The sequence below is a fragment of the Photobacterium salinisoli genome, from assembly GCF_003614885.1.
Taxonomy (GTDB): domain Bacteria; phylum Pseudomonadota; class Gammaproteobacteria; order Enterobacterales; family Vibrionaceae; genus Photobacterium; species Photobacterium salinisoli.
In genome coordinates this window covers 1058036-1073734 of sequence record NZ_QZMS01000011.1, presented here as the reverse complement: position 1 = coordinate 1073734, position 15699 = coordinate 1058036, and the positions used below count along the sequence as shown (strand labels likewise).

At 49.6% G+C, this 15699-nt stretch carries 12 protein-coding genes; 6 read left to right on the top strand and 6 right to left on the bottom strand.

The annotated features are described in order from the left end of the window. Positions 1 to 1317 (top strand): methyl-accepting chemotaxis protein, encoded by a 1317-nt coding sequence (locus D6M16_RS16150; RefSeq protein WP_120512841.1) that lies wholly within the window; start codon positions 1 to 3, stop codon positions 1315 to 1317. A gap of 118 nt (positions 1318 to 1435) precedes the next feature. Here the strand turns inward: D6M16_RS16150 and D6M16_RS16145 are convergent, their stop codons facing one another. From D6M16_RS16145 to D6M16_RS16130, 4 genes are all read right to left on the bottom strand, one after another. Beyond that, positions 1436 to 1930 carry a SixA phosphatase family protein gene (locus D6M16_RS16145; RefSeq protein WP_120512840.1) on the bottom strand — a complete coding sequence of 165 codons (495 nt, stop codon included), beginning with the start codon at positions 1928 to 1930 and terminating at the stop codon, positions 1436 to 1438. A 93-nt stretch (positions 1931 to 2023) separates the two neighbouring features. Then, positions 2024 to 3241, bottom strand: coding sequence for an ABC transporter substrate-binding protein (locus D6M16_RS16140; protein WP_420812262.1), 1218 nt, complete (start codon positions 3239 to 3241; stop codon positions 2024 to 2026). 147 nt (positions 3242 to 3388) lie between these two features. Beyond that, positions 3389 to 4828 (bottom strand): ATP-binding protein, encoded by a 1440-nt coding sequence (locus D6M16_RS16135; RefSeq protein WP_120513222.1) that lies wholly within the window; start codon positions 4826 to 4828, stop codon positions 3389 to 3391. A 19-nt stretch (positions 4829 to 4847) separates the two neighbouring features. Next, positions 4848 to 5585 carry a response regulator gene (locus D6M16_RS16130; protein WP_120512839.1) on the bottom strand — a complete coding sequence of 246 codons (738 nt, stop codon included), beginning with the start codon at positions 5583 to 5585 and terminating at the stop codon, positions 4848 to 4850. A gap of 540 nt (positions 5586 to 6125) precedes the next feature. Between D6M16_RS16130 and D6M16_RS16125 the strand changes: the two genes are divergently transcribed. After that, positions 6126 to 8441: an FdhF/YdeP family oxidoreductase gene (locus D6M16_RS16125; protein WP_120512838.1), complete on the top strand. Its 2316-nt coding sequence runs from the start codon at positions 6126 to 6128 to the stop codon at positions 8439 to 8441. Between the two features lie 136 nt (positions 8442 to 8577). Here D6M16_RS16125 and D6M16_RS16120 read toward each other — a convergent pair whose 3' ends face one another. Then, complete coding sequence (locus tag D6M16_RS16120) at positions 8578 to 9495, bottom strand: PIG-L family deacetylase (RefSeq protein ID WP_120512837.1); 918 nt, start codon at positions 9493 to 9495, stop codon at positions 8578 to 8580. Positions 9496 to 9558: 63 nt separating this feature from the next. Further along, a complete protein-coding gene (gene ptsG, locus D6M16_RS16115) occupies positions 9559 to 11001 on the bottom strand; it encodes a glucose-specific PTS transporter subunit IIBC (protein ID WP_120512836.1) in 1443 nt (480 codons plus the stop codon). Positions 11002 to 11226: 225 nt separating this feature from the next. Between ptsG and D6M16_RS16110 the strand changes: the two genes are divergently transcribed. The 4 genes from D6M16_RS16110 to D6M16_RS16095 all read left to right on the top strand — a co-directional run bounded on the left by D6M16_RS16110 (position 11227) and on the right by D6M16_RS16095 (position 15645). Next, positions 11227 to 11922, top strand: coding sequence for a response regulator transcription factor (locus D6M16_RS16110; protein ID WP_240435640.1), 696 nt, complete (start codon positions 11227 to 11229; stop codon positions 11920 to 11922). Beyond that, on the top strand, positions 11919 to 13382 hold the full coding sequence (locus D6M16_RS16105) for an ATP-binding protein (RefSeq protein WP_120512834.1): 1464 nt from the start codon (positions 11919 to 11921) through the stop codon (positions 13380 to 13382). Before D6M16_RS16110 ends, D6M16_RS16105 begins: the two co-directional genes overlap by 4 nt. Then, positions 13379 to 14650, top strand: a complete 1272-nt coding sequence (locus D6M16_RS16100; protein WP_120512833.1) for an ABC transporter substrate-binding protein — start codon at positions 13379 to 13381, stop codon at positions 14648 to 14650. Before D6M16_RS16105 ends, D6M16_RS16100 begins: the two co-directional genes overlap by 4 nt. Positions 14651 to 14748: 98 nt before the next feature. Further along, entirely contained in the window at positions 14749 to 15645 is an 897-nt protein-coding gene (locus D6M16_RS16095) for a glycosyltransferase family A protein (RefSeq protein WP_162941074.1), read from the top strand. The last annotated feature ends 54 nt before the right edge of the window (positions 15646 to 15699 follow it).

The following is a 15699-nucleotide window of genomic DNA, read 5'->3' as shown; positions in this document are numbered from 1 at the left end:
ATGTTCGGGTTATCTAACAAGAAAAACGTAACTCAAGATGCGTACAACACACTTCAACAACAACTCCAGGAAGCCACCCATACTTTAGCGGCAATCACTGATTCTTTTGCATTTATTGAATTTACACCATCAGGAGAAATCATTAGTGCCAACCAGCATTTCCTGAATACCATGGGGTACAGCCTGAATGACATTCAGGGTAAACATCACCGGATGTTTTGTACCAATGAAACCAAGCAAAGCCAGGAATACCAACAATTCTGGTCTCAGCTAAGCCAGGGCAAGCAGATTAAAGGACTGTTTCAACGCTTAACCAAAACCGGAAAAGACATTTGGCTGGAAGCCAGTTATTGTCCGGTTTTCGACAATGAAGGAATTGTTTACAAAGTCATTAAAATTGCTTCTGACACCTCAGCAAGAGTCGCTGACCACCATGAACTTGCCAGCCAGACGAAGGCAGTTTCTCGCTCCATGGCGGTTATCGAGTTTGATCTCAATGGTAATATTTTGCACGCCAATGAAAACTTTTTAGCGACAGTCGGTTACACATTTGATGAGATCAAAGGAAAACATCATCGACTGTTCGTCACTCCGGCTTATGCTGAAACCAGTGAATACCAACATTTCTGGTACCAGCTTAACCAAGGGCAGTTCATGGGCGGTAAGTTTGAACGGGTGAACAAATCGGGCCAGCCTCTGTGGCTGGAAGCCACCTACAACCCCATTTTTGATACCAATGGCAAACTCTATAAAGTCATAAAATTTGCCACAGACATTACGCAAACAGTCATTCTCGGCCAGGAAAACAGTCAGCTGGCTTATGATTTATCGGTTAAAACCCGGCAGTTATCCGCAGAGGGAAGTAATTCAGGCAACCAGGCTATCGAACAGATGGCGCAAATGGTTGAGGCGTTAAATTCAACCTCAGATGTGATATCTCAACTTGAAGAACAGTCCAAAACCATCACTAACATGGTGGACACCATTTCCGCCATTGCTGATCAAACCAATCTGCTGGCGCTCAATGCGGCCATAGAAGCTGCCAGAGCGGGCGATCAGGGACGCGGCTTTGCCGTTGTTGCCGATGAAGTGCGTCAGTTAGCTTCCCGCACCAATGAGTCGACAGTGAAAATTGATAATGTAGTTAAACAGAACAGTCAATTTACGACCCAGGCCGTTTCGTCCATGGCGGAAATTATTGCTCGCGCAGAAAGCAGTATGGAAAAAGTCAAAGAAGCCGGCACATCCATTCAGGACATTGAAGACAGTATTAACGATGTTGTTATGGCCGTTCAAAAAATGTCAGAAGTCAGTTAACCCCTGCCCGCTGATAACCTGTCTCTTGAGCATTTTTATGTTCAAGAGACAGATATTAGACAGATATTAAAAGACTTTCTCTCCGAAAGAAAACGCCAATCCCTGTCAGCGCTGCGTATCAGTGTGCCAGGCGTTTCGGAAAATCAAAATACAGCAACTGGCAATTTTCCGGCCCGAACGCTTGCCATTTTTCCGCCTCAATAGCAAAAACCACCAGACCGCAGGTAGGGACATTGTCTGTCTTTAATCCAAGGCGAACCACCAGCTCATTAATAGCGGGGTTATGGCAAACCACCATGAGCCTTTCGACCTCATCGGGCACCGACTGAATAATACTGACCACTTCATGGGCAGAATCGGTATACAAGCCCACAGTGGTAGCCAGCTCAGTAGGATGCGGATGCAGCGCCTGTTCAAAAAATTGTGCTGTCTGGAATGCCCGTTCAGCAGTACTGCATAAAATTCGCTGAGGCAAAGCCTGCCAGGCGGCAAACCTGCCCGCCATCTCAGCAGCATTTTTCAGACCCCGCTCATTGAGTGGGCGATCATGGTCATCCAATTCCGGGTCATCCCAGGATGACTTGGCATGACGAACAATATAAAGCAGTTTCATAGCCGCAAACTCCCCGTTAGTCTTTCGCACCAGTCCTGTTTGTACTAATCCTAGCGCAAACAAAGCGGCTTAACACAGGCTTGGGAAAGCACTTTAACGTGCCGATTTAACGGCCCTGGCCAGCTGATTTGCGGCTTTTTCCGGATCTGCCTGCTTACTGTGGAAAAAGTCAGTCACCACATCAAAAATTGCCGCTTGCACATAGCTGGTGCTGGCCAGCCCCTGAGAAATACTGGGGACTAACGTATTGTTCTGTTGGTTTAACTGAAAAGCGGTCGCGGAGGCCAGTGAACAGCTGTCAAACCCTGTCATGTCGACATCGGTACGCACGGGAATGGAGCCTTTCGCTAGATTGAATTTTCGCTGGAAATCAGGAGTCAGAATGGTATGCGCCATCGTTTCCTGTGCCTGGATACTCCGCTCATCACTGTGCTTAAAAAAAGCAAAACTGTCGATGTTGTATGTAAAGAAGCCCTGAGTACCCGGGGCAGGTACACACAGAATGTCTTTACCCGGCGTTTTCCCCAACGCAGAAAACTCCCCCTTCGCCCAGTCTCCCATAAACTGCATTGCCGCTTTCCCTTCCACCAGCATGGCACTGGCATCGCTCCATTCCATTGCCTTGGTTTTCACATCAATGTATTGACGCATATGCTCAAACTGACGGAAAACATCCACCATCTGATCACCGGCCAGCATATCCGGATCTAAATCAACAAAGGCACGGCGGTAACCCTGAGGGCCCAGTACCGCCAGCGCTACAGATTCAAACAGGGTCACTTCCTGCCAGGGATCGCTGCCTAACGCAACGGGTACAATATTAGCCTGCTTCAATTTTTCTGCTGCGGCAAAAAACAACTCAAGCGAATCCGGCACAGGCGCACCGACTTTCTCCAGCAATTCGGGGTTAATCCACAACCAGTTAACGCGGTGAATATTCACCGGCACAGCCACATAATGCCCCTGATATTTCATGATCTGGCTGATCACTGGCGGCAATAGCTGATCCCAGCGCTGAATGTTTGCCACTTCATCAAGATAGGTCAGAAAGCCCAGCATCCCCCACTCTTGCAAGTCATAGCCTTTAAGCTGTGCCGCTGACGGGGGATTTCCGGACACCGCACGGCTTTTCAGCACTGTCATGGCACTTTCGCCGCCGCCGCCTGCAATCGCAAAATTCTTCCAGCCAATACCCTGCTGTTCAAGGCTGTCCTGTAACACTTCAGCGGCTTTCATTTCACCTTTTGCAGTCCACCAGTGCAGTACTTCCACCTCTTGATCTGGCTGCTGAACTGCATCAGATGCACTCATGGCCGGTGCAGACAGGAATAGCGATATTGAGGCGGTGATTAACACTGCTGCCAGCAACAGCGCCCGAGACCGTCCCGCTGAATAACTCATGTTCATTTAGGTTCTCTTACTTAACGCCGCACCTGCAGTGAGCAGATGCGAATATCATCAGTCCATCAGGCGAGGCAGGATCATGGTCACTTCCAGCCCGCCTTGTTCCATATTGCGGATAGACATTTCTCCGCCATGGGCATGCAAAATGTTGCGCGTTATCCCCATGCCGAGGCCATGACCTTCGTCATCCTTCGCTAATCGGACATAGGGTTCATAAACACTGTCCATTTTATCCTCAGGAATTCCCGGGCCCCTGTCCTGCACACGAATGACAAGATTCTCTGTTGTGTCTTCGGCCAGCACCCAGACTTCGTGTCCGTATTTAACCCCATTATCAATGATGTTGCTTAAACAGCGTTTAAGGGCCAGTGGCTTACCCATAAGCGGCGCAATAACAGAGTCAGGCAGATGCACTTTAGTACTGCTTCTGTTATGCCCTTCGGCAATGCTGCGCATCACTTCTGCCACGTCTACCTGAGCCAGATTTTCATGCAAATCGGTATCGCGCACTGTCTGCAGGGCGCCTTTGACCATCATTTCCAGTTCATCGAGATCTTTATTGAATTTGTCGATTTTAGTGTCATCTTCCAGCAGTTCTGCACGCAACCGCAGGCGGGTGATCGGGGTTTTCAAATCATGGGAAATGGCGGAAAACAAGTGTTCCCTGTCATCAATATATCGGCGCAGCCGTTGCTGCATCCGGTTAAATGCCCGGGTTGCGGTGACCAGCTCACTGGCCCCTTCTTCCTTGAGCTGAGGCTGATAAATATCCATGCTCAATGCATTAGCCGCATCCGCTAACTGTTTGAGCGGTTTTGTCTGGCGCCGGATCATTGTATAGGTGAAAAAAAGCAGTAAGGCGGTGATGAACAGCAGAAACAGAACTTGCTGCTTAGTAATAATTTCATCTTCCAGCGTGGAGTAAGGCGCAGGCAGCAAAGCGGCGATATACAGCCACTCATTGTCCGCCAGTTCCAGCTGCACCACCAGAATCGGCGGGTTCAGCGGCTCCAGGCTAAGCGTATAATGCGCCCAGGATCGGGGTAAATCGCTCAGCAGAATGTCATTTTTCAGTACATGCAGGGTTTCAGGGCGAGAGAACTCCACCCTGATAACGTCCAGACGCGGCAGCTTGTCATGTAAGACTTCCTGTATGGCTTTAACCGCGGTATTTTTCATACTGGAGCCAGGAATAGGATCGATCCGTATTTCTTCTTCATTGAATGAAACAAAAAAGCGGGTGCCACCCATGTTCCGAATCTGATCAAGAACAATGTGCCGGTACTGTAAAGGCAGGGATTCAAAAAAAGTGACAGTGGAAGCAAACATGGTGGCCATGCTGGTGGCCGCCGATTCCAGTCCGGCCAGATCCCGACGCTTAGATTGCCCGTACCAGATCAGTGTCGCAATCATTTGAGCCAGAAACACCGCCAGCAAGGTAAACCACAACGTGCGGGCCATCAGTGATTTTGGCCACCATTTTTTCCAGTTGATCATCGGCTAAGCTTTCCGGTCAGTTATCCGTTTCGTAAGTAACGTCGGCGTTAAACAGATAGCCGTTTCCCCGCACGGTTTTGATTAACCGCTGCTGGCGCCCTTTGTCACCCAGGCGCTGGCGTAACCGGCTCAGCTGAACATCGACCGCGCGCTCAGACGGCTGGGCATCACGCCCGCGTGTTGCAAAGAAAATCGTATCCCGGTCGAGCACTTCGTTGGGACGGCTGAGAAACAGTAACAACAATGCGTAGTCACTGTTGGTCATTTCATAGGTGCGCTGCGTCTGAGTATCCTGCAGTGACTGCGCGGCCGTATCCAGACGCCAGTGATCAAACAAAAAGGCTTTTGGCAGCGATGGGGTCACCGGCTGGTTCGACTCTGTTGGCTGCACTCTTCGCAGCAGCGCTTTAATTCTCGCCATTAACTGGCGGGGACTGAATGGCTTGGCAATATAGTCATCTGCGCCGAGCTCGAGTCCGACAATCTGATCCATCTCGTCTGATACGGCAGTAAGCATGATAATTGGGACAGCAGACGTTTTCCGGACATGCTGGCACAAGGTGAACCCATCCTCACCGGGCAACATAATATCCAGCAATATCAAATCCGGCTCACTGATGGTCAGCTCCCGCTTCATTGCCACACCGTCTTCTGCTGTCACAACACGGAAGCCCTGCTTGCCCAAATATTCGCCCAACAGTTCACGAATCTCCTGATCATCATCCACGACCAGTACTGACTTGTCCGCAACCATTCTGATTTCCTCACTGCGGCCATTTCTGACATGCTAAACAGCTACGCATGGCAGGCAAAGGCCGCATCTTTGCACATAAACGACTCAAAAATGTAAGATACCAGACTCCGGCCCAAAACGCTTGGGGTTCAATGTAACGCTAAAGTAACAGACATCGATATTACCGACTCATCACAGTGCGATGTACCAACTGAATATGCCCCTCTGACGTAAATGGCTGAAAATTTATAAATCAGCAGGCTACCCATACACATTTTGTGGATAAGGTTACATTTTTGTCTGCCCAGCCGTCATACTATAGAGACTCAGGTCTCTTCAGGGGCAAACCCGGCTTTTTCGGTCATGCAAGACGATGCCATCGCCGCTTTCTCATTTGCTTGAACGGTTCGCGTACAACCCGCACCCACCGCGACACCAGCCCTGACAGCGATTTGATGCCTCTATCGGGTTGCTGCCTCTGACGGGTCATTAGCGCCAGCGAGGGGATTGCATGATATCGGCAAGCTATAACGCCCAAGCCACGCAAGGAAGACAGTCACCATGACAGTGAAAAAATATAAAGGCTCAGCCGGTGGCTGGGGTGCACTCGCAAGCACCACACGCCATCTGGTGAAAAGTGAAAATATCACCCGTAACATACGTAATCTGATGAAAACCAATCAGGATCAGGGTTTTGACTGCCCGGGCTGTGCCTGGGGTGAAACCGAAGAACCGGGGCATTTCCGCTTCTGTGAGAACGGAGCCAAAGCCGTGAACTGGGAGGCAACCAGCCGTCGGGTGACCCCGGATTTCTTTGCCCAGTATCCTGTCGGCTGGTTACGCCAGCAAAGTGACTATTTCCTTGAATATCAGGGCCGCCTCAGCCATCCGGTGCGCTATAACCCCCAAACGGATCATTATGAGTCGATCAGTTGGGACGAGGCTTTTTCACTGATTGCCGGGCACCTGCAAAGGTTGGACAGCCCGAATCAGGCTGAATTCTACACTTCTGGCCGCGCCAGCAACGAAGCCGCTTTTCTGTACCAGCTTTTTGTCCGGGCTTTTGGTACCAACAACTTTCCGGATTGCTCCAACATGTGCCACGAAGCAAGCGGTGTCGCGCTCAAGCAATCAATAGGCATAGGCAAAGGCACAGTGCGTATTGATGATTTCGAGAAAGCCGATGCGATATTTGTGTTCGGACAAAACCCGGGCACCAATCACCCCCGCATGTTAGATACATTGCGAAAAGCCTCCAGACGCGGTGCTGCTATCGTCACTTTCAATACCCTGAAAGAGCGCGGCTTAGAGCGCTTTACCAACCCACAGTCTCCGGCAGAAATGCTGACCGGCGGGGCGACAACAATCAGCAGCCATTACTTTACGCCCAAACTGGGTGGTGACATGGCGGTGATACGCGGCATGGTTAAGGCACTGATCGCCATGGATCAAAGCTCGATTGAACAGGGCAAAGGCTCCATTTTTGATCACGATTTCATTCAGGCTCACACTCAGGGCCTGGAGGCTTATCTGGCAGAAGTGGCAACCACTGACTGGTCTCTGATCACAGAGCAATCTGGTCTGTCGCAACAAGATCTGGAGTACGCGGCAACCCTGTACCGGCATTCTGAGCGTGTCATCATCACCTGGGCGATGGGGATCACACAACACAAACACTCAGTGAATACCATTCAGGAAATTGCCAATTTACAGCTACTGTTCGGACAGTTAGGCAAGCCGGGAGCCGGTCTTTGCCCTGTGCGCGGCCACAGTAATGTGCAGGGTGACAGAACCATGGGCATCAATGAGAAGCCCACACCCGCTTTTAATCAGGCGATAGAAACAACCTTTGGTTTCACCCCGCCTGTGGCGCACGGCCATAACACGGTTCAGGCGATCAAGGCCATGCTGGCGGGCGAGAGCAAAGTCTTTATCGGGCTGGGTGGCAACTTTGCTTCTGCCACCCCGGATACCCGGCTGACCCAGCAGGCGTTAGCGAACTGCGATCTCACGGTCAACATCGCCACCAAACTGAACCGCAGCCATTTAATCACAGGTAAAGACAGTGTGATCCTGCCGTGTTTTGGTCGCACAGATGTTGATCTGCAACACTCTGGCCCGCAGTCAGTGACAGTTGAAGACTCATTCAGCATGGTGCATGCCTCCGGCGGTGTAGTGGAAAGTGACACTGCAGAAATGCGTTCAGAACCGGCAATTATTGCCGGTATCGCCAAAGCGACGCTGGGCAATCATCCGGTCGACTGGGACTGGCTGATCGAAGACTATGACAGAATTCGCGATCTCATTGCCAAAACGATCCCTGGCTTTACTGACATGAACCAGAAACTGAAACAGCCGGGTGGATTTTATCTGGGCAACAGTGCGGCAGAGCGTATCTGGCATACCGACTCTCAAAAAGCCGCCTTTAAAACGCATCCGCTGCCGACTCACTTATTGCCTGCCAATCTGCGTGAACTGAGTGACGATCCTGTTTTTGTGCTGCAGACTGTTCGCTCTCACGATCAGTACAACACCACCATTTATGGCTTTGAAGACAGATACCGCGGGATCTCCGGCGAGCGCAAAGTCCTGATGATCAACCCCACTGATATTGAAGCGCTCGGCATGGCGCCGGGTGACAGGGTTGATGTGACGTCACTGTCAGCCGATGGCGAAAAGCGCACTGTATATGGTTTTAAACTGGTGAGTTATGACATTCCCGCCGGCAATATTGCCGCCTATTTCCCGGAAACCAATCCATTGGTGGCATTAGACAGTGTCGGTGACCTGAGTGATACCCCGATATCCAAGGCTATCCCCATTGTCCTCTCACCCAGCAAAATCGATGAAGAACGTATAGATTTATCACCCTATTGATCCTGAATATCCTCACTTGGATGGCGGAAACCAAGTACAGAATCAGCCATCAATTTCAGCCATCAATGAACCGGGCGCATAACAACGGCCCGGTCTGTTTTCGCGCGGATATGTCAGGGGGAACTGACTACGTCCGTTACTGCAAATTACAATACGCCGACTGGCAATGCGCATGTGACTGCAGTGCGCTGTATGTGGTTTTATCCCACTTATAAATGGTTTCGTAATCGGTGCTTTCCAGAGGCGGGATGTAACCCAGATCATATTGACTCAGATAAAATTCCTTAAATGAATCAATTTTTTGTTGTTTATCAATCCAGAACGTCATTGGCGTGATGGCATTCGCCGGCAGACGCGCCTGAATGCTGTTCACCTCGTCCATTGCATTATCTGGATTCGAGCCAGTGTATGGCTGATCTTCACCAAAATAAATCTGACACTTCGCCTCTGCCCCCAGATCATGCGCCGCTTTCATTACCGCTTCACGAACGATGAAATGATCGATGTGGCTGCCATTGGCCAACAGCACAAACGCGGCGCAATTATCCTGTTTCAGGATAGGCGTCACATCTGCGGCAATGCGCTCATAAATTCCGACTTCATCCTGACGGAAATCGGAAAAAGTACCGGCAGGACCGCCTCCAGCAGTTGGAGAACCTTCATATTTGCGCAATGGCGCATCATAAAAACCAGCGGTCTTGTAGCGGAAGTGGTCCCATTTGGAGAACATCTTTATGTGCGCTTCAAAATCTTCTTTGTAACGCATTGTCGACACATCAAATACGCGCTTGTTAGTCAACTCATTTAAATGGTTGGTCGTATAGTTAGAAAGTGAAAAGTACACCTCGGTGACATTTGTTTTTTGTGCCAGTGTCCCTTCTTTGGACAATTTATTAATCAAACCGCCAAAAGTAAGCAAAATATCATCCGGATGCGGGCTGAGAAAATACAGATTGTCCTGATTGACATCCAATGGCGCTGCCTGAACAACCGGCACCATACAGCTTGCTGTCGCCAGTAATCCAGCCACCAGTGAAGTAGTTTTGAAACGCATTTTCTATTCCTTTTCTTCAACGAACAAAAATAAAAAGGGCGGAATAAACCGCCCTGGTTTGTATCAGTTTGCAGCAACGAGAACGGCATTAATCTCAGTTTTAATGTTATCTGACTGGGTTCCAAAGATGGCCTGAAGATTATCTCCTACCACCAGCACTTCACGTGCGCCCAGTTGTTTAATTTTCGGAATATCAGCACGACTAATATCGCGCACACTGACACGCAGTCGGGTAATACATGCATCTACATTTTTGATGTTGTCCTTACCGCCCAGTGCCTGAACCAGAGTGTTCGCCAGCTCATTGCCGATTTCAGACAAATTACTGACCTCAGACTCTTCACTTTCCCGGCCGGGAGTCATCAAATTAAGCTTGGCGATCAGCACACGGAAAATGGTGTAGTACATCAGCGCCCACACAGGGCCAATGAGAATAAACAGCCACGCATTCTGCGACAGCGGGTAGTAAATCAGGAAGTCGATTGCACCATGAGCGAAGGTCACACTGTGGTGAATATCCAGGCTGGTAATCAGCGCAAAACCCAGGCCGGTCAGAATGCAGTGAATCACATACAGTAACGGTGCTGCGAACAGAAATGCGAATTCCATGGGTTCAGTGATACCCGTCAGCCAGGAGGTTAATGCTGCTGATGCCATGATACCGCCAACCAGCGCGCGCTTATCAGGACGTGCCGAGTGGTAAATCGCCAGACCAACCGCAGGCAAAGCCCACATGGAATACAGATATCCCCCGGCCAGGTTACCCGCTGTCGGGTCACCAGCCAGATACCGCTGGATTTCGCCCTTAATCACTTTACCCGTCTCAGGATCTATATACTCACCCACTTCGAAGAAGAAGGGCACATTCCAGATATGGTGCAATCCGAATGGGATCAGCGAACGTTCCACCAGGCCATAAAGACCAAATGCCGTGGTTGGACTCTGGTAGGCCGCCCAGTGTGAAAAACTGTCAATCGCATTTCCGATTGGCGGCCAGACATAACTCAGGAAGATCCCCAGGAAGATGGCTGTGATACCGGTGATAATGGGAACAGAACGTTTGCCGGCAAAAAAACCAAGGTATTCGGGGAGTCTGATATTGTGAAAACGATTAAACAGATAAGCAGCCACAGCCCCTATCATGATCCCGCCAAACACCCCGGTGTTCAGGCTTGGGATCCCGATGATGGTGGCCGGCTCGATGCCATGGAGTTTTGCCATCACGCCCATGGTCGCTGTCATGATAGCGAACCCCACAGTTGCTGCCAGACCCGCAGCGCCGTCATTGTCCGACAGACCCAGCGCCACGCCAATGGCAAATATCAGAGCCAGATTACTGAACACGGCATCGCCCGACATCGCCATGATGTCTGATACCAGGCCCGGCATCCAGGAGAAGTTAGCTGATCCTATCCCCAGCAATAAACCCGCGACAGGCAGGACAGCAACAGGCAGCATCAGCGATCTGCCTATCCGTTGTAATAACCCAAAGGTGCTACTAATCATTTGTCGATCCTTCTTGATGTTATTCGTAGTGGTACAGACATAAGGTAATGAAAAGCAGCGTGCTTAAGGTTACAAAAACCTATGAGTTTGTAAGTAACCTGTTACATACGCAGATTGCACAGTGCGTGAAATTTGCGCTATACAGGTAGCCTTGCCATAAGAAATGATGTATCAGATACAGTATTGAAATATGCAACTTGGTCAGGTATGAAAAACCTCAGGGAAATGAAAACCATACTCGTCGTCGACGATAATCAGGAACTCCGCGATGCACTTACCGAATATCTGGGACGATCTGAGTTCCACGTATTGACTGCCAGTGACGGTGAAGAAATGTGGGAACATTTCCATCGTGGCGAACCGAATCTGATCATCCTTGATATCATGATGCCCGGCGATGATGGACTCACCTTATGCCGGCAAATCCGCCAGCGGTCTAATGTGCCGATCATCATGCTCACAGCCGTCACCGACGAAATTGATCGTATTGCAGGTCTTGAAATCGGAGCGGATGATTACATCACCAAAACCTTTAGTCCGAGGGAGCTGCTCGCCCGCATTAAAGCCTTGTTACGGCGTACTCAGCCAGCGCAGGGTGAAACAGTGGCTCACCAGTTGCAGTTTTCAGGCTGGACGTGCGATCTGATCAAGCGACGGCTAATCAGCCCGCATGGCGAAGTCGTACCGCTTTCAGGCGCAGACTTTAACCTGATCAGCCTGATGCTGGAAAAACCGCATCAACTACTGAGCCGGGACGACATCGCGCGTTGTATCTGGGGGCGAGACGCAGACCCATTTGAGCGCGGTATTGATGTGCAAATCAGCCGCCTGAGAAAACATCTTCACGACGAAGATCGCTCGCTGATTCTGACGATCAGAAACAAAGGTTATATGCTGGCCAGCGATGTACATACTGTATGAAAACACCGTCCTTGCCCAGACTGACAACCCTGCAATCGCTTCGTTCATCTATTACTTTTCGTATTGGCGCGACATTGCTGATCATTATTATGATCGCCGAGCTGATTGCCGGGCTAATCTGGTATCAGTCCAGTGCCAAAAAGGAAGTTGAAAACCTGCAGAAGACCATGGTCAGCCTGATGTCGAATGCGGCCGACACATACAACTATTTTCATGCCTTACCCGTTAATTATCGTTACCTTATCCTGAACCAGATCCGTGAAATGGGCGGCACCCGTTTCTTCATATCAATCAATCAGCACCCATTACCTGTAGTGCCTCCGGCCAATAATTCGCGCACCGATATTCTGCTGTCTGCGGCACAGGATGTACTGAGCAAAAAAATACCCCATGCTGAACAGCTTAATATCTCTCTCAGCCGCCGTCAGGATCTGCGTGTTTTTAACTCCGGTATTAAACTTGATGCCCTGCCAGAAATATGGGCGGGATACAGCCTGGCGCTGGGCGATATGGATTTACCTATTGTCGTCATGCAAGTCCAGATGTCAGAACAGGAATGGTTCTATCTGGCTGCGACATTACCTGTCCCCTTCTCTGCATTATCACCCCAGTTTATCGATCAAAAGCAGTTGATGTTCCTCGGTATTTCCTCTCTGTTACTGGTACTTTGTACCGTGTGGTTATTGCGCCTGGAAATTCGTCCTATCCGCCGGCTGGCAAAAGCGGCAACGTTAATGAGTGGACAGCTCTACGTACAGGAAGTCGAAGAAGAAGGCAGTAAGGAAACCCGTGCTGCTGTTCGCGCATTCAACAAAATGAATCGCCGGGTCCGCGCTTACATCCGCGACAGGGAAATGCTGTTTGGCGCAATTTCCCACGACTTGAAAACGCCCCTGGCTTGCCTGAAGCTGCGCACTGAAATGCTGGATGATGAACAAGTGAAAGCCAAATTCGAGAAAATACTCGATGAATTTGATCTGATGTTAAAAGGTGCCTTGCAATGTATTCGGGACACAGACATTCATGAAGAGCCGGAGTGGATCGATGTTACCCAGATGCTCGAACAATGTGCCAGTTACTACAACAGAAACACGGATAAGGTTCTGCTATATCCCGCCGAGCCGGTTCATTACCTGGGTAAGCCTCTGGCTGTAAAGCGTTGCCTGTATAACATAGTGGACAATGGTGTGAAATACGGCGAAAAAGTCGATATCGAGCTGACATCCACAACTGACAGTATTGTGCTCAAATTCAGAGATTACGGTCCCGGCCTGGATAAAAAATGGACCGAAAAAGTGTTCGAACCTTATTTCCGTGTGAATCCGCAAGATGAGTTAGGTTCCGGTCTTGGGCTCACTATATCCCGCAGTATTGCTCGCAGCCACGGCGGCGATCTCACCCTGCAAAACCACCCTGTTCAGGGACTGATTGTTCATATTCAATTGATGAGAGACGAATGAAGTTCTTCTTTTTCATTAGCCTGCTGGTGCTCGCTGTATCAGGCGCCGGAGCAAAGGTAAAAGCCCAGACATCATCAGGCACTGCATCGCAGGAAGTAGAATTTCTGCACTGGTGGACAGCCAAAGGTGAAGTCGCCGCTTTCAACCTGGCGGCAAAAGCACTGCAGGATGCCGGCGTGTCGATTTTAGATCTGCCTATACAAGGCGGGGGTGGCGACACAGCAATGTCTATCCTTCAGGCCCGGGCAATTGCCGGTACCCCACCCGACATAGTGCAGCTGGAAGGCCCGTCAATTCAGTCCTGGGCAGCATTAGGGTTTCTTCATAAACTGGACCAGGTGGCTATTGACCAGGACTGGCAGCAAAACCTGCTGCCGATCGCACAGAACACCAACCAGTATCAGGGACACTATGTGGCGATCCCCATCACTGTCCACCGGCTGAACTGGATGTGGATTAATCGTAACCTCCTGAGAAAATACGGTTTAGCCGTTCCTACCAGCTGGGATGCATTGATTGACGTATTTACCCGGTTAAAACAAAACGGGGTAGAGCCACTGGCACTCGGTAAAGACCAGTGGCAGGTTGCACTGCTGTTTGAAAATCTCGCCTTTGGTTATGGCGGAGCAGATTACTATCGGCGCGCCTTTATCAATATGGAGCCGCAGGCACTCAACAGCCAGACCACCTACGACATTCTGGAGCGTTTCCGCGCTATCAGTCAGTTGGTCAAACCTGGTATGTCTCATATGCGCTGGGATGAAGGGACACAATTACTTATAGAAGGCGAACGGGCGTTTCAGATCTCAGGAGACTGGGTTCTGGGTGATCTGCTCGCCAATAATATCGCTGTTCCTTCGGCCATTGGTTGCTACCCAACCCCATCAAAACAAACAGGTTTTATTTATAATATGGACAGTTTCGCACTGTTTGACAGCCCGCGCACCAATGCCGATACAGCTAAAATCGTTAGCAAGACATTATCTTCGCCAGACTTTCAGCAATCGTTTAATGCCTTGAAGGGTGCGATTCCGGCACGAAACGATATCAGCCTGAAGGGCTATAACACCTGCTCAGTCAATGCCAAAACCGACATGGAAAAAGCGTCAAAATCTGGTCAGTTAATTCCCAGCATCGTAGATTCTATGGCGGTCAGTCCAATAGCGCAGCGTGCCACATCGAGTGAAATTTTTCGCTTCTTTAATGACGAAACAATGGCACCGGAAGATTTTATTCTTCACTTGCAGAATATTCCGCGTGGTGAATAACAATACAACCCTTAGCTTCTTATGTTGAAATTGGGCTGTGTTGAAAAACCCGTATATAGTTATTCCAATAAGGGATGACCGTTACCGGGAATGGTAAGATGATCAATGTTCAGATTTGCCTTTTTGCATACAATCTGGAAGAAAGCATTGCCAGCTGTATTGAAAGCGTTATGCAAAACTGCGGCAATTATCAGTATGAACTGTTTGTCATGATAAACGGCTGCACCGATCAGACTTATGACATTGTGTCTCGTATTGCTGATACCCATCCCAGTATTCACCCGGTTTTGATTGAAATAGGTGACAAATCAAACGCCTGGAATACCTTTATTTACCAATATTATGATGGTCATTCAGTCGCCGTTTTTGCCGATGGCGATCTGACCTTTGGCCAGAATGCCTTTCAACATATTGTTGACTGCCACACCTCACAACCGCACTACAATGCCATTACTGGCTTTCCTTGTGATCGGGGAAGAAACAGTAAGCGCATGCAAAACAGGATGCAGCAGAATCATGACCTAGCCGGTGGTTTATACCTGCTTTCGCCTTTATTTATTCGGACATTGACAAACAATCACGTCAAATTGCCCGTCGGGTTAATCGGAGACGACAGCATGCTGGGATTTCTCTCAGCAACCAATATTTGCAGCGGTACGGATTTACCCAAGCAGCGAATTGGCGTTTGCATCAACGCCGTATTCATTTATTCACATCTCAGCCCGTTACGCTGGCAGGACTACAAGCTCTATTTCAGACGCCGGGTTCGCTACTCGCTGCGTTACTTTCAACAACTCAGTATTGTCAGCGTTCTCAAACAGCAAGGCATTTCCGCCATGCCGGCAGTTGCCATTCATGGTACGTCTGCATCCCTGCATCAGGTTCGCTGGCTAAGCAGTAACCTGATTTTTGACCTGATCTCCAAATGGATGATCGACAGAGAAAAAATGCGATTACATCCGGATTCCGATAATACCCGCAAGTCTCTGAGCTAGTCACAGGTTTGTCATTTTACCGACTACCTGCTTATGAACCGCTCTGTAAACTCC